Below are 14,853 nucleotides of genomic sequence, written 5' to 3' on the forward strand. Positions count from 1 at the left end.
TCAGCGCGCCCGCCTAATCCATTCCCTAAGATGCCCCCAGTCTCTCCCAGGCGTCCAACCGTCTCTCCGGTCCGTCCGGCCGTCTCTCCGACCCGTCAGCACCACCTCAGCAGCGCCGGTGAAGGGGGTTCTAAGTTTAACCGCATAAGACCGCAAGCAGAAAAGTACATCTTGCGCGATTTTTTTGCGTTTTTTGCTTTTATCGTTTTAATTCAACATATTAACCTAAAGTTCACTACAGCATTTCGACCACCGACATCAAACAGATGGGCGGCCACGGCGCGTCAATGACATACGTCCCTTTGCATGCACCCCACATATAGTGAGTCTCTTGTCGACACCCACAAGGAAAGGCCGAGTCGAATTGGTCAAACGATTCAATTTGTGGTCGATTTTCACGACTCATTGTCCCTTAAAACCCAAAATAAACAAATCGAGGCGCATAGGCCTTGCGCATTTCTCCCCGATGCGGTCACCTCGCCTGCACAACACGGCCAAACGTTCTGTACATGACCCATACCCAAGCTGACCCTTTTCCACGCATACGCACCGCTGGTCTGGACGGTCTATTGATATCGTTTGCGGACACGATGGCAGAACCCTCGAACCGCGCGGCGCTGGCTTTTCGCAATGCAATCGATTCCAGTGACTGGGACGGGGTGATCGAAACGTCCGCCTCTTTGGCATCTGCCTATGTCCGGTTCGATCCCACCCGCCTGGAACATTCTGAAATCCGGGCGCGCGTGGAACAGGTGCTACAGCAACGGGATTGGTATCACGCGCCACTGCCCACCGGACGCCACCTATGGCAGGTGCCGACCGTATATGGCGGAGATTTGGCGCCGCAGTTGGATGAGGCCGCCGCGGTCGCAGGCTTGTCCACTGCCGAAGCCATCCGCCGCCTCAGTGAAACGCGTGTACGGGTTTTGACAATTGGCTTTGCGCCGGGGCAGCCCTATCTCGGGCCGCTTGGACCAGAGTTCAACATTCCACGTCTCAAAGAATTGACACCAATGGTGCCCGAAGGCGCGCTGGTGCTGGCGATATCCCAGTTTGTGCTGTTTTCCGGCCCCACGCCGACAGGATGGCGGCATGTAGGCCAAACCGCCTTTCGCTGTTTCCGCCCCGAGGCCGCGCAGAGTTTCGCGCTGCGCCCCGGGGATGAGATGCAGTTCCTGCCGGTCTCGCGGGAAGAATTGGAAGATATCCGCGCGCGCAATACTGACGGCGCAGGTGGCGCCACCTGTCAGGAAATCCCCGGTTGAGCTTGCGCGTACATCAGATCGGCCCGGCTTGCACGGTGCAGGATCAAGGAAGAACCGGGTTACTGGATCAGGGATTGTCTCGGTCCGGGGCGGCAGATCAACTGGCCCTGCACGAAGGAGCGGCCCTTTTGGGTCATAGCCCGGACTGCGCTGCGCTTGAAATGGCGGGGATAGGTGGCACGTTCGAGGCCACGCAACCCATCAATATCGCGCTAACCGGCGCGCCAATGCAGGCCAGCATTGATATCAGCCCGGTCGCCTGGAACGCCTCTCATCCGCTTGAGCCCGGGCAGAAGCTGGTGATCGGAGCGGTAAAGCAAGGAAATTATGGCTATCTACATATTGCGGGCGGGATTGATGCTCCGCTGTTTTTGGGCTCACGCGCGACCCATCTGACGGCCAATGCCGGGCGCGCAGTGCAGGCGGGTGATCTTCTGCCCGCCGGTCAAGCCTCGGGGCGCGCGGGTATGAAACTGCGCCCCGATGATCGGTTTAACGGAGGAGAGTTGCGCGTTGTCGCCAGCTTTCAGACCCCGTTGTTTGACCAAAATACACGTGACCGATTTGCAGGGACCACATTTCGCCGCGGGGCGCGGGCCAACCGGATGGGGGTGCAACTGGATTGCGATGGCGACGGGTTTGCCGCCAAGGGGCAGTTGAACATTTTGTCCGAGGTCATCACACCCGGCGATATCCAGATGACCGGCACAGGGAACCCCTTTATCCTGCTACCCGAATGCCAGACCACCGGAGGGTATCCGCGCATCGCCACCGTCCTGCCCTGTGATTTGCCCCGTGCGGCGCAAACCCCCGCAGGTGCCGAGGTTCGGTTCAAGTTCGTGACCCTGGATGATGCCGTTGCTCTTCATGCCGCCTATCTGGCGGATCTGTCCCGGCTGCGGGCTCGGGTTGAGCCGCTGGTGCGCGACCCCAATGACATTGCTGACCTGTTGTCCTACCAGTTGATCAGCGGAATGATCTCGGCCACCGATTAAGGAGAAATGCCCATGCCCAGCGTCGATCTGAATGCCGATATGGGGGAAAGCTTTGGTCCCTGGAACATGGGCGACGATGAAAGCCTGCTCAAGATCATCACCTCGGCCAATATCGCCTGCGGATTTCACGCAGGTGATCCGGATGTGATGGTCAAGACGATGACATTGGCGGCTGAAAACGGTGTCGGCATCGGCGCCCATCCCGGATTCCCCGATCTTCAGGGCTTTGGCCGGCGCAATATGAAAGTGCCGCATGACAGCCTGCGCAATCTGGTGCGCTATCAATTGGGCGCAGCAAAGGGCATGGCCAGGGCGGTTGGCACCGACGTGCGCCACTTAAAGCTGCACGGAGCGCTGGCCAATATGTGCTCGGCCGATGTCGACATGGCGCGGGCCTGTTATCAGGGCGCGCTGGATGTTGACCCGGATATCATCATCATGGTTCTGGCCGTGACCAAACAGGAAGAGGCCGTGCGCGCGCTTGGCTGTAAGTGGGTCGGCGAAATTTTCGCAGATCGCACCTATAACGACGACGGCACGCTGGTGGACCGCAGCCTGCCCGGCGCCGTCATCCATGACCCCGATGTAGCAGGCCCGCGCATCCTGAACATGGTGCGCGAGGGTGCCATCCTCACCGAAAGCGGCAAGAGGTTGGAGACCTCGATCGACACAATCTGCCTGCATGGCGACGGACCCACGGCGGTGCAGATCGCCCGGTCGGTACGCAAGAACCTGATCGAAGGCGGGGTCGAGGTGACAAAGTTCATCCGGTAACCACCTCGGTGTAAGATCGGCCCCTTACCTTGTTACTGTTGCCCGCACGCGATTCAGCCCCTAGCATGCTTGCAAGTGCATGTTCTGAATACCACAAATCCAAGCACGACCGCGCCCGTTGACTGCCGGTTCTGCGCAAGGAGGTAAGTTAATGTCTTTTGATTTGATGTCTTATGAACCCCGGGGCGACAAGAAGAACTCGGATTTTTTCGCCGAGTATCTACCTAAGATTTATGAACGGCGCACCAGTTCGGGTACTGCTGATCAAGTCGGCGAGATGCGGGCCATCGTTATGCAAGTTGAGCCCACGGCATTGTTCGATACGATGGTCGAGCTTTACGTAATGACGCCGTATCGCCACACGGCAACCTATCTGGGTGCAACCCACAAGTATTCGGTGATGCATTCGCACCCGGACTATCCCGCGCTAATCGTGATGGCCCCGCTAAGTCCAAGTTTCGAGGACTTTATCCCGCGCATCAACCGCATGTACCCGCTGGCGCGGAACACACCCCAGACCCGCTATGTTGGAGAGATCTATGGCGCGACTGATCTGAACACCCTCAGCAAGACGCTGGAGGATCAGAATATCCGCTTTGAATACAGCGGCGATACCGAAAATCCGTTCTACACGTTGGATGGGTTCCGCTTTACCACGCCGTCCGATTTCACCTGCAACCGGGTCGGCTATTCTACTTTGGATTTCAATGATCCTGACAGTCTGGGGCTTGGTGACCGCGTGGTGCTGAACAACACGGAACAGGCACAGCTGGATCGGGCGGCCGCCCTTGGCAGCGAAACCAAAATCGCCCCGCTGATGCTGGGCGTCGACCACCTTGCCACGCGGGTCCTTGCTGGTGAGCGTGAGGATGCAATCCTCGAGTTTCTGACCATGGTGCCCTATTACTTTTGGGGGGCGTATAACATCTTTGACATGAACTCCTCGACCAATGTGAACCGCAATTCCAGCGTCGACGATGACAAGAAATCCCCTGCCAAGGTGTTCACGGCCAACAATACCCCGTCCTTCGTGAATTCCTTTGCCAAACTACCGATGCCAACCGAGGATTTCGTCCGCAATTTCGGACGCCGCCTGCACCACATGGCGATCGAGATCAAGGATGGCGATCATGGCGCCGGGGAAAAGAACGTCGATTTCGTGGTGAACACGCTCAAAGACAAGGGCGTGCCGTTTCTGGCCCATGTGGTGGGCGAATGCAAAGACGACCCAAACCTCAAGCAAATCTTCTCAAAGCATTCCAAGAACACCCTGCTGATCACGGAATACATTGAGCGGTGCCACAAGTATGACGGCTTTTTCACCAAGGATAACGTCGCCGCTTTGACGGCAGCGGCCGGGCAGGACGAGCAGTACCAGCACGGCCACGTCTTCGACTAAAGCGCTGGTAAAAAAATGGCTGCGAGTTTCCTCGCAGCCCAGATCCATCCAGGAGAGTATGTCGGGTCTTATGACGGCCCGATCATGAAACAGGTGACATTCCGGGCCTGAAGCCTGCGGCAGGCCAGATCGGCCTGTTCGCGGGTCATGCCCTGGAACGTTGCATCAAAGCCGCGCGTGTTTTGGTTCACCTTGCGCAGCGTGCCTTCCAGAGTAGTCATTTCCGACAGGGCAGTTTTCAACAGAACTTTTTCTGCCTCGTATCGGGTGGTATAGCGGCCAACATTGACGCCCCACAAATGGCCGCCTGATGTCGATAGCCGGGTGACAATCTCTTGTTCTGGTTCGGGCTGCACTGTCGGGTCGGCCGAGGTCAGAACCAGATCGTTTGGACGGGCCGCGGGCCGGGTGCCGTCGCCATCTGTCGTAGGCTGAACGTCAGCTGCCGCAATGGCCGCGGCGATTCCGTCTTGAATACGTGCGCCGTTCTTGGCAGCCGTGGCGGCTACGGTGCCAGCCACCTGGACGGCAGCAGTACGTCCCGGGCGCAAAACCGGCCGCAGGCTGGAGGTTGGTGCGATTGCGAGGCTTGCGACCGTAGCACCCAAACCGGCATTCCCGGCATAAACCGGGCGCGCAGGCTTTCGAATCGGCGCGCGAGAGGGTGCCCGGCGAAAGCCCATATCCAGCAGCTCGGCCACTTTGGCATTGCGAGATGCGCCGGACTTACCGCCAAAAACGGTGGCAATGATGCGTTCATCCTTGCGCTTGGCCGAAGCAACCAAATTGAAACCCGCCGCGCGGGTATAGCCGGTTTTGATTCCATCTGCGCCTTTGTAAGCTGCCAACAAACGCCGGTTCGTGTTCGGAACCGTCTTGATCCCGGCATGGGTCGATTGGCGCGAAAACAGGTTATAATACTGCGGGTAATCATACAGCAGATGCCGACCCAATTCGGTCATGTCTCGTGCCGTTGACAGGTGACCTGATTCCGTCAGTCCGTGCGCGTTCTTGAAGGTTGTGCGACTCATGCCCATGGCCTTGGCGGTGCGTGTCATGCGGCGGGCAAATGCAGCCTCGGACCCGCTGATCGCAATCCCGATTGCCGTGGCGGCGTCGTTGGCCGATTTCACAGCCGCCGCGCGGATCAGATAACGAAACGCAATAGTCTGCCCGGATCGCAGGCCCAGTTTAGACGGCGGCTCGGATGAGGCTTTTTTGGTGATACGCACGGGTGTATCCAGTGTGATCTCGCCATTTCGCACCGCCTCGAACGCGATGTACAGCGTCATCATCTTGGTCAAAGAGGCCGGGTGCAGCCGAGTGTCAGCATTCCGCGAATGCAGCACCTCGCCGGTGCGCGCATCGATTACCATTGCCGCATAAGGTGCGGCCATCCCTTGCAACGGTGCAAAAGAAAGCAGCCACAAGAATGCCATAAGGAATAAGCCCATTCGGGCCGGAACTGTCCGCCGAACCTGCACGATCTTTGCCTCTGTCTGCCTCGGGCCGCCAGGTTTTCCTGGTCGGCAATTTAATTGTTTTATTACAGGTCAAGCTAGCACAGCAGGCCAATTAAAGAAACCGAAAGCTTGAATTTTCGCTGTTCCGTGTCAGGCGAAGCAGCACACCACATATAGCTGATCACTGCCCCCACCCCACCAAATCCATGAAGATGACAAGATTATGCCGGTGCTCATGGTCGATTTTCGGGAACTGAGGCTAATTGGCAACATCAGCTTAACGCCCGTACAAGGCCTGCCAACTCACCCAGGTCCTGCAGTTCCCGGTACCGCGGATTGTCCGCCGGGGTTTCAGCCTGCTCAATCTCCCACACTAGACCGTGGGGAACATATACACCCCAACACCCGGCTTTAATCGGAGCGACCACGTCCGAGCGCATCGAATTCCCGACCATCATTGCTGATGCGGGTCCCTCATCGTACTGGCCGAATATCGCGTGATAGGTCTCGGGCGACTTTTCAGACACAATCTCGACTGCGTCGAACAACTCTCCCAGCCCTGATTGCGCCAGCTTGCGTTCCTGATCAATCAGGTCGCCCTTGGTGATCAACACCACGCGGTGAGTGGTGGCCACGGTTTCGATGGCTTCGCGTGCATGGGGCAACAGCTCGATCGGATGGGCCAGCATATCTTGCCCGGCTTCAATCAACTGCCGGATGACCGATGCCGGAACGCGGTCCTCTGTTACCTCGATCGCGGTTTCGATCATCGACAAGGTAAAGCCTTTGATTCCATATCCATAATGCCGGATGTTGCGCTTTTCAGCGGCCAGCAAACGTTCCAACAGGTGGTCGCGCCCGGCGTGATCGGCCAGCAGCTCGGCGAAATGTGTCTGGGTCAGCTGGAAAAACCGCTCATTATGCCATAGGGTATCATCAGCGTCGAAGCCGATTGTGGTCAGTTTTTGATCCATGTCGATTACGTCCTGATGGCTCTTTTCTCTGGCCCGTTCGACGTTATATAACCGCACAGATAAACCGAAGCCTGAATCGGACAGTTGATCGCGATGCTTGAACACCAATGGATGATGTCTGACAAACCGGACGACGACGAAGACGCGTCCGTTTTGGTGCAGACGCGCCCCAAGACCAAGCGTCCGCCGCTTTACAAGGTTCTGCTGCTGAACGACGACTACACTCCGATGGAGTTCGTCGTGCACGTGCTGGAACGGTTCTTTGGCATGACCCACGCCGAGGCGTTCGAAATCATGCTGACCGTTCACAAAAAGGGTGTGGCCGTCGTGGGTGTGTTCAGCCATGAAATCGCCGAGACCAAAGTGGGGCAGGTCATGGACTTTGCCCGCCGGCATCAACACCCTTTGCAATGCACCATGGAACGGGAAGAGTAAGGCTCTGCCGCTCTGACCGGAATAAACTATGTCCCCTCGCCTTGATCTTGCCCTGCAAAGCGGCCTTGTGCTGTCGCATCCCCTGACAGTGATCGGGCCAACCGATGCGGCCGACTTGTCTGCCCTACCGTCCCAGACGCAGGTTGTTCAGCCCTTCAAACCTTTCCACGACCATTTTGCCGCGCAGGGGTTTTCAGTTGTGCCCGATGCACATGAGCCCTGTCAGGACGCCATCGTTTTCCTGCCGCGTGCCAAGGCGCTGGCCCACAGCAGGGTGCAACAGGCCTGTGCCCGCGCTGGCGGAGTGGTTGTCGTGGACGGCGCCAAGACCGATGGGGTGGACAGCCTGCTGAAAGACATCCGCAATAGGGTTGCGGTCCAGGGCCCGATTTCGAAAGCCCATGGCAAGATCTTCTGGTTCCAGGCGGACTGCCAGGCTTTCACGGATTGGGCCGCACCGGAACACCAGGCGGTGGATGGGTTCCAAACCGCGCCCGGAGTGTTCTCTGCGGATGGAATCGATCCTGCGTCGGCGCTGTTGCAGGCAGCCCTGCCCGACAAACCGGGTGCGCGCCTTGCCGATCTAGGGGCCGGATGGGGATTTCTGTCGGCCGGGTTACTGCAGGCCGCCGGTTTGAAGACCCTGCATCTGGTCGAGGCGGATCACGCGGCGCTGACCTGCGCGCGCGCAAATGTCACGGACCCCCGCGCGCAATTTCACTGGGCCGATGCCGTCACATGGCGGGCGCCAGAGCCTTTGGATACAGTCGTGATGAACCCGCCCTTTCACACCTCGCGCAGTGCCGATCCAACGCTGGGGCAAGGGTTTATCACATCTGCCGCCAGAAACCTGATCCGCAACGGCACACTGTGGATGGTTGCCAATCGCCACCTGCCCTATGAAACCACCCTGAACGGTACTTTCGCCCAAGTCGAGGAAGTGACCGGCGACAATCGGTTCAAGGTGTTCCGCGCCTCTCGCCCTCGACGGTGATCCCGGCTAACCTGCCCCGCAATCCAGGAGAATACACATGTCCTTTTCCATAGCTGGCAAAACCGCAATCGTGACCGGCGGGGCCAATGGCGTCGGGCTGGCCATCGGTCGCCATTTTGCCGATGCCGGTGCCAATGTGATGTTCGCCGACATGGATGAAAAACGGCTGGCTGAGGAACTGGGTGAACAGGCAGATGACAGCAATATCCGGTTCTTTGCCGGGGACCTGCGCGAAAAGCTGACAATCGCCAACCTGTTATCCGCCACCATCGGCGCGTTTGATCAGGTCGACATCCTGATCAACGGCTCGCGGCAGGTGATCCCGTCTGACCCCCTGGATACCGAGGACGACTCGGTGCGTACCCTGCTGAACCAGAATCTGATGCCTGCCCTACGGCTCAGCCAGCTAGTGGCTAAACGGATGATCAAACAGGCAGGAGACGACGAACAAAACCCGGCGGGGTCGATCATCAACCTGTCTTCGATTGCCGCGCGGCGCACCCATCCCGACCTGATGGCCTATTCGGTGTCGACCGCTGCGCTGGATCAGATGACCCGTTCGCTGGCCGTTGCCTTCGCGCCCAGCCGCATACGCGTCAATTCCATCGCTTTGGGATCAGTAATGAGCGCATCGCTGCAAACCACCCTGAAAGAGAACCGCGATTTCCGGAACGATATCGAAAAACACACCCCACTGGCCCGGATTGCAGCCCCGACCGAGTTGACAGAAACCGCACAGTTTCTGGCCTCGGACGCCGCCGGGTTCATCACCGGACAAATTCTGACAATTGACGGCGGGCGCACTTTGCTGGATCCCGTCGCAGCCCCAGCACATTGAGCCCCATGTTCGAGACTGAAAAAAACACCGCCTCTGCCTGGTTTCGCCAATTGCGCGATGACATCATCACCGCATTCGAAACCCTTGAGGACAACCACGAGGTCGGCCTCTTCTCGGACGCCGCGCCCGGGCGGTTCGAGGTCAAGGAAACCACACGCCAGTCTCAGGACGGGTCGGATGCAGGCGGCGGGCTGATGTCGGTCATGCGCGGCGGGCGTGTGTTTGAAAAGGTCGGTGTCAACGTCTCGACCGTGTACGGCACCTTGGGTGAGCGCGCGCAACAAGCGATGGCCGCGCGCAAGGGTATTCCTGGCATGACCGAGGACCCTCGGTTTTGGGCCTCGGGTATCTCATTGGTGGCCCATATGCAGAACCCGCATGCGCCGGCCGTTCACATGAACACGCGCATGTTCTGGACGCCACACGCCTGGTGGTTTGGCGGCGGATCGGATTTGAACCCGTGCATCGAATATGACGACGACACCACCCATTTCCACGCGACCCAAAAGGCGCATCTGGACCCGCACGGACCGGCGCATTACCCGCGGCTCAAGGATTGGGCGGACGAGTATTTCTATATCCCGCACCGCAAACGCGCCCGCGGTGTTGGTGGCATCTTTATGGATGATTACTGCACCGGCGACTGGTCATCAGATTTCGCCCTGACGCAGGATATCGGCCGCGCCTTTCTGCCGGCTTTTGTACCGCTGGTTGAAAAACGCCGGGTACAGAGTTTTGATGAGGCGGACAAGGACACGCAGCTGGTGCATCGCGGGCTCTACGCCGAGTACAACCTGGTGTACGACCGGGGGACCAAGTTTGGTTTGGAAACCGGCCACGACCCCGATGCTGTTCTCATGAGCCTGCCGCCGCTGGCCAAGTGGGTCTGATCGACCTCAGAACCCAAAATCCATCAGGTTGTCATAGCAATAGCCCTGTGCAGAACCTGCGGACATGTTCGCCCCCACCCGTTTGACGGTAACCGAATAACTGGAGGAAGTATCCGCCCCTTCGGGCGGTGTCAGCGAAAATTGAACGGTCCGGATACCCTTTTGATAGGCCCCGGCGATGTAAATGCGCTGCGTGGCTTTTGTTCTGAGGGTACGAATAGCGTAGTCCCCGATCCCACACCAATAAGCAACCGGCGCCGAGGTTCCGCTGCTCGACACCTCATAAATACCGCCCTTCAATGGCGTCACTGTCGTGCGAAAGCCCGGGTTTATTCCCACGCCAAACCCAACCGCCTGCGCAAGCCCCGGCAGGGCAAACACGGCTGCAACAAGTGACATTCTGAATAACCGCATGGCTGCACATCCCTGGTCAAAATCTGAACCTGCAACATAGCATAGTGGACATATGGGGTGAGTAAAGATCGGGTCACAGTGACCGCTTAGGACCTGGGAGTTTCACAATTTCAGATTTCGGCCCAAGTTGCTATTTTCAGCGCATTAAAGAGCAGCCCTTCAATCTGTAGGAGGGAAGAATCCAAACCGCACTGGCCTACGAGGCATTCAGACGCCCGCCGACATCCTGCGGTGCCAAAGCCACCGTTTTAATGACGGCAAAACACACACACCCTGGCTCCAGCCCCAGCGCCGCGACCGAGCGGCGGGTGACCCGGGCCAGGATGGGCCCGGCGGGGGTTTTTACCGATACAATTGCGCCCGGCCCCTCACCTGCGCGAATTGAGTCGACCACGCCCTCCAGCATATTCAGGGCCGACAGCCCCTCGGGTCTTTTGTTGGATAAAATGACCTCTTGCGCGGGGATACGGATACGCAGGTCTTCTCCGATCTGGTGCGGGATGCGCGGCAAGAACAGACGTGCCCCTCCGGCATCCAGTTCGGTCAATCCGTCGGCGTGGTGTTCGCACACCTTGACCTGCAACACCGCCCCCACGGCCCGTACGCCAGCCGGGGCAACCGAGGGATCGGCCAGCACGTCCGAGGCCGGACCATGCCGAACCACCTTGCCATCCTGCAAGGCAACAACCGAAGTCGCCAAGCGGGCGACTTCGGCCGCAGCATGTGTGACGTAGAGGATGGGTACTGAAACCTCATCCCGCAGACGTTCGAAATAGGGCAGAATCTCGGCCTTGCGCGCGTCATCCAACGCAGCCAAGGGCTCATCCGCCAAGATCAACCGGGGGCTGGCCAGCAGCGCGCGGCCAATGGCAACACGCTGTTTCTCACCGCCGGAAAGACCGGCAGGGCGGCGATTCAGCATATGGCCGATGCCCAGCATCTCAATTACCTTGTCCGGGTTTTCTCGCCGCGCGCCTTTCGGGGCAAACCAACGGCCGTATGACAAGTTCTGACGAACGGTCAGGTGCGGGAACAGGCGGCCTTCCTGAAAGATGTATCCCAATCGCCGGCGATGCGGTGGCAACCACAGGCCCTGTTCAGTGTCAAACAGCTCCCACCCGTCAACAGCGACCCGCCCGGCAGCAGGCCGCAGCAATCCGGCGACCGCATTGACCACGGTGGTTTTCCCAGAACCTGATCGCCCGAACAGAACCGTCACGCCCGGGGGCGCATCAAAGCTGAGGTCCAGCTGCATGTCAGGCAATTCATGTTGCAGACGGACAGACAGGCTCATGATCCGGACACCCGTTCGGCGGCACGGCGGCCGACATATTCCGACAACAACAGCGCGCCCATGGCGATGATGATCGACACCACCACCAACCGCGTCGCAGCGTTTTCGCCTCCCGGCACCTGCAGAAAGGCATAAACAGCTGAGGGCAATGTCTGGGTCTGTCCCGGGATGTTGGACACAAAGGTGATCGTCGCCCCGAACTCTCCCATCGCTTTGGCAAAAGCCAGGATGGCTCCGGCAATCACACCGGGCAGGATCATGGGCAGGGTGACCGTGGCAAATACAAAGAGGCGCGAGGCACCAAGCGTGGCCCCCGCCTGTTCCAGTTTCGGATCAACGGCCTCGATCGACAGCCTGATGGCCCGCACCATCAGCGGAAAGGCCATGATCCCGGCGGCCAGCGCGGCCCCGGTCCAGCGAAAGGCCACGACGATGCCAAGCTCGGCCAACAGCTTGCCTAGGGGTCCCTGAATGCCAAAGGTCAGCAACAGCAGATAGCCCGTTACCACCGGCGGCAGGATCAGTGGCAGATGCACCAACCCATTCAGCAATTGGCGACCGGGAAACCGCCAACGCGCCAGAGCGTAAGCCACAAAGATACCAAATGGCAGGGTCACCAGCGTGGCCCAGAAAGACACACGCAGCGATAACCTCAGCGCCTCAAGCTCTGCAGGACCCAACCACCCCATGCGGTCAGCTGCCCGGCAGGGCAAAGCCCTGATCCGCAAACACTTCACGGGCGGGGCCTGACTGAAGATATGTCAAAAATGCCTGCGCCTCGGGCCTGCCCCAGGTAGTTACGGCCGCCGGGTAAATGATCGGCAGGTGCAGATCGGACGGAAAAGTACCCAGAACCTGAACCCTTTCTTCCACCTGTGCGTCGGACCGATACACAATCCCCAGCGGGGCGGCACCTGTCGCGACAAGCGCCAGCGCTGCGCGGACATTGTCGGTTTGCGCGATCTGACTCTGAACCTCTTCCCACAGCGCAAGATTCTGCAACGCGGCCTTGCCATAGATCCCTGCCGGTACCGCATCAACCAGTGCCATGGCCAGGTGACCCCCGTCCAGCGCAGCGGAAAGGTCCATATCTGCGCGTATCTCTCCAACCCCGGTCTGATCAGGCCCACCAATCAGCACAAGCCTGTTCCCCAGAAGATCAACGCGCGTGTTGGCTTTAATCTGATCTTGATCTTGCAGAACATCCATCCAATCCACATTGGCCGAAATGAACACATCGGCCGGCGCGCCCAATTGAATCTGACGGGCCAGTACGGATGAGGCCGCATAAGACACCGTAACCTCGTGCCCGGTCCGCCGTTCGAAATCCGAACCGATCTTGTCCAGAGCATTCTTCAGGCTGGCAGCGGCGAAAACCAAAACCTCTGACGCACTGGCCCGGATCGGAACCAGTGTCAAAGTGCCCAACACCAAGGCCGCGACCAGAAACCGGCGGGCTAGGGACAGGATCATGTGCTCTCCCGTCTGGAGGATTACAGTTCCTTCGGGGATATCTGAGGCAACAGGTGACACGCAAGCGCCTTTACAAAGCCGACACGTTGCAGAATGCGTAAATCCAAAGGAATATCCCAGCCGCGTGGTCATTTTCGTCAGTTCCCCTCCCGCTCGTGTCGTAAATGTCGTTGAACCTGCGGCGCAGCGGCGCAATTCTGCGCTTAAGCCAAAGGACAGGAAAACCAAAATGCTACACACGACCCCCGGCCTGATCGACGCGATCCGCGCCCGTTTTGCCCATGTCGATACCTGTCCGTTTCAGGGCCCGCGCGTCTTTTTCGAAAACGCAGGCGGAGCGCTGACGCTGAAATCCGTGGTCGAGACCTCGGCCAGATTTGCCGCCATCCCGGACAATCAGGGGCGCGACAACGTGGCCAGTCATGCGTTGATCGATATCATCGACACTGCCAAAGCTGATCTGTCTGTGTTCATGAACGCCCCAACCGGGCAGTTCTTTGCAGGCGAAAGCGGGACAGAGCTGTTGTTTCGCATGATCCGCACCGCCTGCGTGAATGCACCCAAAGGCAGCAAAGTCATCGGCAGCTCGATCGAGCATCCGGCCAGCCGCAGCGCGGCGCGGCGCTGGGCCGATATCGCGGGGCTAGATTATGTTGAGGTGCCGCATAATGACGACACCGGCTTGGTCACCGCCGACGCCTACCGCGCCGCGATGACCCCGGATGTCAGTGTCGCAACAATCCTGCATGCCTCACCCGTGACCGGCATGGGTATGGATGTGGCGGCCATTGCACAGGTGATCCGTAGCGTCTCACCCGATTGTTTCATCATTGTCGACGGCATCCAGCACGCCGCGCATGGTCAGGTAAATATCAACAGTTATGGCGTCGATGGGTATGCGATTTCGCCCTATAAGGTGTTTTCGCGCCACGGATACGGCATTGCATGGATTTCAGACCGGCTGACCGCCCTGCCCCATGATCAGTTGATCGACGCCCCGGCGGATGGGTGGGAGTTCGGCACCCGCGACACCGGATCTTATGCGACCATGTCCGATGTCGTGGGCTATTTCGACTGGCTGGGTGCCCGGGTTTCGGACGTTTCCGACCGCCGCGCCCGGATCGAGGCCGCAGGTCATGCGATTCACACCTATGAGACCCATCTGACAAACGCCATGATCAACGGCACAGGCAACCTGCCCGGGTTGCGCGACATGGACCATGTGCACATTCTGGCCGGGGCGGACAACCCGGCGCGTGAAGGGCTGGTGTCGATCGTCGTGCGCGATGTGCCCTCGGCCGAGGTGGTGAGCCGCCTCAACGAACAGGGCATCCGCACACATATCCGAAAGGCCGACCATTACAGCGGCAATGTGCTGAACCCTTTGGGCCTAAGCGACTGCATCCGAATCTCGTTGTGCCACTATAATACCGAACAGGAAGTCGCCCAGTTGCTGGCAGCCGTGAACGAGATGGCGCCCTGATCCAACTTTGGTTAAAGAAATTGTGCCAGACCCTCTTGCGCCCGCGCGCAGGCTTGGCTACATGCACCGTCACGGGTGATTAGCTCAGTTGGTAGAGCGCTTCGTTTACACCGAAGATGTCGGGAGTTCGAGTCTCTCATCACCCACCATTCCCTTTTCGCG

General features: G+C 58.9%; 15 protein-coding genes and 1 tRNA gene. 10 read left to right on the top strand and 6 right to left on the bottom strand.

Annotated elements, in window-relative coordinates; translation table 11 throughout:
- Nucleotides 1–509 precede the first annotated feature (509 nt).
- The 4 genes from RUM8411_RS11085 to RUM8411_RS11100 all read left to right on the top strand — a co-directional run bounded on the left by RUM8411_RS11085 (nucleotide 510) and on the right by RUM8411_RS11100 (nucleotide 4,433).
- Nucleotides 510–1,265: a 5-oxoprolinase subunit B family protein gene (locus RUM8411_RS11085; RefSeq protein ID WP_085822784.1), complete on the top strand. Its 756-nt coding sequence runs from the start codon at nucleotides 510–512 to the stop codon at nucleotides 1,263–1,265.
- Nucleotides 1,262–2,260 carry a 5-oxoprolinase subunit C family protein gene (locus RUM8411_RS11090; RefSeq protein ID WP_085822785.1) on the top strand — a complete coding sequence of 333 codons (999 nt, stop codon included), beginning with the start codon at nucleotides 1,262–1,264 and terminating at the stop codon, nucleotides 2,258–2,260. Before RUM8411_RS11085 ends, RUM8411_RS11090 begins: the two co-directional genes overlap by 4 nt.
- Before the next feature lie 12 nt (nucleotides 2,261–2,272).
- Nucleotides 2,273–3,034: a LamB/YcsF family protein gene (locus RUM8411_RS11095; protein ID WP_085822786.1), complete on the top strand. Its 762-nt coding sequence runs from the start codon at nucleotides 2,273–2,275 to the stop codon at nucleotides 3,032–3,034.
- 151 nt (nucleotides 3,035–3,185) lie between these two features.
- Complete coding sequence (locus RUM8411_RS11100) at nucleotides 3,186–4,433, top strand: hypothetical protein (RefSeq protein ID WP_085822787.1); 1,248 nt, start codon at nucleotides 3,186–3,188, stop codon at nucleotides 4,431–4,433.
- Between the two features lie 68 nt (nucleotides 4,434–4,501).
- Here the strand turns inward: RUM8411_RS11100 and RUM8411_RS11105 are convergent, their stop codons facing one another.
- Nucleotides 4,502–5,887: a D-alanyl-D-alanine carboxypeptidase family protein gene (locus RUM8411_RS11105; RefSeq protein WP_085822788.1), complete on the bottom strand. Its 1,386-nt coding sequence runs from the start codon at nucleotides 5,885–5,887 to the stop codon at nucleotides 4,502–4,504.
- 281 nt (nucleotides 5,888–6,168) lie between these two features.
- A complete protein-coding gene (locus tag RUM8411_RS11110; protein ID WP_085822789.1) occupies nucleotides 6,169–6,870 on the bottom strand; it encodes an HAD family hydrolase in 702 nt (233 codons plus the stop codon).
- A 93-nt stretch (nucleotides 6,871–6,963) separates the two neighbouring features.
- Here RUM8411_RS11110 and clpS point away from each other — a divergent pair, with 93 nt between their 5' ends.
- From clpS to hemF, 4 genes are read left to right on the top strand one after another with little or no spacing between them, the layout of a single operon-like run.
- Nucleotides 6,964–7,305 (top strand): ATP-dependent Clp protease adapter ClpS, encoded by a 342-nt coding sequence (gene clpS / locus RUM8411_RS11115; protein WP_085822790.1) that lies wholly within the window; start codon nucleotides 6,964–6,966, stop codon nucleotides 7,303–7,305.
- Between the two features lie 28 nt (nucleotides 7,306–7,333).
- Complete coding sequence (locus RUM8411_RS11120) at nucleotides 7,334–8,299, top strand: class I SAM-dependent methyltransferase (RefSeq protein WP_085822791.1); 966 nt, start codon at nucleotides 7,334–7,336, stop codon at nucleotides 8,297–8,299.
- A gap of 37 nt (nucleotides 8,300–8,336) precedes the next feature.
- The gene (locus RUM8411_RS11125; RefSeq protein ID WP_085822792.1) at nucleotides 8,337–9,137 is read left to right on the top strand and encodes an SDR family NAD(P)-dependent oxidoreductase; all 801 of its coding nucleotides are present in this window, start codon (nucleotides 8,337–8,339) and stop codon (nucleotides 9,135–9,137) included.
- 5 nt (nucleotides 9,138–9,142) lie between these two features.
- Nucleotides 9,143–10,027 carry an oxygen-dependent coproporphyrinogen oxidase gene (gene hemF, locus RUM8411_RS11130; RefSeq protein WP_085822793.1) on the top strand — a complete coding sequence of 295 codons (885 nt, stop codon included), beginning with the start codon at nucleotides 9,143–9,145 and terminating at the stop codon, nucleotides 10,025–10,027.
- Nucleotides 10,028–10,033: 6 nt separating this feature from the next.
- Here hemF and RUM8411_RS11135 read toward each other — a convergent pair whose 3' ends face one another.
- The 4 genes from RUM8411_RS11135 to modA all read right to left on the bottom strand — a co-directional run bounded on the left by RUM8411_RS11135 (nucleotide 10,034) and on the right by modA (nucleotide 13,208).
- On the bottom strand, nucleotides 10,034–10,441 hold the full coding sequence (locus RUM8411_RS11135) for a hypothetical protein (protein ID WP_085822794.1): 408 nt from the start codon (nucleotides 10,439–10,441) through the stop codon (nucleotides 10,034–10,036).
- A 196-nt stretch (nucleotides 10,442–10,637) separates the two neighbouring features.
- Nucleotides 10,638–11,735, bottom strand: a complete 1,098-nt coding sequence (modC, locus tag RUM8411_RS11140) for a molybdenum ABC transporter ATP-binding protein (RefSeq protein ID WP_085822795.1) — start codon at nucleotides 11,733–11,735, stop codon at nucleotides 10,638–10,640.
- Nucleotides 11,732–12,424, bottom strand: coding sequence for a molybdate ABC transporter permease subunit (modB, locus tag RUM8411_RS11145; RefSeq protein ID WP_085822796.1), 693 nt, complete (start codon nucleotides 12,422–12,424; stop codon nucleotides 11,732–11,734). The genes modC and modB overlap by 4 nt, the downstream gene beginning before the upstream one ends.
- A gap of 4 nt (nucleotides 12,425–12,428) precedes the next feature.
- Nucleotides 12,429–13,208 (bottom strand): molybdate ABC transporter substrate-binding protein, encoded by a 780-nt coding sequence (gene modA / locus RUM8411_RS11150; protein WP_085822797.1) that lies wholly within the window; start codon nucleotides 13,206–13,208, stop codon nucleotides 12,429–12,431.
- Between the two features lie 229 nt (nucleotides 13,209–13,437).
- Here modA and RUM8411_RS11155 point away from each other — a divergent pair, with 229 nt between their 5' ends.
- Nucleotides 13,438–14,691: an aminotransferase class V-fold PLP-dependent enzyme gene (locus RUM8411_RS11155; RefSeq protein ID WP_085822798.1), complete on the top strand. Its 1,254-nt coding sequence runs from the start codon at nucleotides 13,438–13,440 to the stop codon at nucleotides 14,689–14,691.
- A 73-nt stretch (nucleotides 14,692–14,764) separates the two neighbouring features.
- Nucleotides 14,765–14,840: transfer RNA gene (locus RUM8411_RS11160), tRNA-Val, on the top strand.
- Nucleotides 14,841–14,853 lie beyond the last annotated feature (13 nt).

Origin of the sequence: Ruegeria meonggei (assembly GCF_900172215.1) — a bacterium.
Classification (GTDB): Bacteria; Pseudomonadota; Alphaproteobacteria; order Rhodobacterales; family Rhodobacteraceae; genus Ruegeria; species Ruegeria meonggei.

What these genes read in the sequence shown, in the direction of transcription:
- RUM8411_RS11085 (WP_085822784.1), top strand. Translation starts at nt 510, where the DNA reads ATGACCCATACCCAAGCTGACCCTTTTCCACGCATACGCACCGCTGGT.
- RUM8411_RS11095 (WP_085822786.1), top strand. Translation starts at nt 2,273, where the DNA reads ATGCCCAGCGTCGATCTGAATGCCGATATGGGGGAAAGCTTTGGTCCC.
- RUM8411_RS11100 (WP_085822787.1), top strand. Translation starts at nt 3,186, where the DNA reads ATGTCTTTTGATTTGATGTCTTATGAACCCCGGGGCGACAAGAAGAAC.
- RUM8411_RS11105 (WP_085822788.1), bottom strand. Translation starts at nt 5,887, where the DNA reads ATGGGCTTATTCCTTATGGCATTCTTGTGGCTGCTTTCTTTTGCACCG.
- RUM8411_RS11110 (WP_085822789.1), bottom strand. Translation starts at nt 6,870, where the DNA reads ATGGATCAAAAACTGACCACAATCGGCTTCGACGCTGATGATACCCTA.
- clpS (WP_085822790.1), top strand. Translation starts at nt 6,964, where the DNA reads ATGCTTGAACACCAATGGATGATGTCTGACAAACCGGACGACGACGAA.
- RUM8411_RS11120 (WP_085822791.1), top strand. Translation starts at nt 7,334, where the DNA reads ATGTCCCCTCGCCTTGATCTTGCCCTGCAAAGCGGCCTTGTGCTGTCG.
- RUM8411_RS11125 (WP_085822792.1), top strand. Translation starts at nt 8,337, where the DNA reads ATGTCCTTTTCCATAGCTGGCAAAACCGCAATCGTGACCGGCGGGGCC.
- hemF (WP_085822793.1), top strand. Translation starts at nt 9,143, where the DNA reads ATGTTCGAGACTGAAAAAAACACCGCCTCTGCCTGGTTTCGCCAATTG.
- RUM8411_RS11135 (WP_085822794.1), bottom strand. Translation starts at nt 10,441, where the DNA reads ATGCGGTTATTCAGAATGTCACTTGTTGCAGCCGTGTTTGCCCTGCCG.
- modC (WP_085822795.1), bottom strand. Translation starts at nt 11,735, where the DNA reads ATGAGCCTGTCTGTCCGTCTGCAACATGAATTGCCTGACATGCAGCTG.
- modB (WP_085822796.1), bottom strand. Translation starts at nt 12,424, where the DNA reads ATGGGGTGGTTGGGTCCTGCAGAGCTTGAGGCGCTGAGGTTATCGCTG.
- modA (WP_085822797.1), bottom strand. Translation starts at nt 13,208, where the DNA reads ATGATCCTGTCCCTAGCCCGCCGGTTTCTGGTCGCGGCCTTGGTGTTG.
- RUM8411_RS11155 (WP_085822798.1), top strand. Translation starts at nt 13,438, where the DNA reads ATGCTACACACGACCCCCGGCCTGATCGACGCGATCCGCGCCCGTTTT.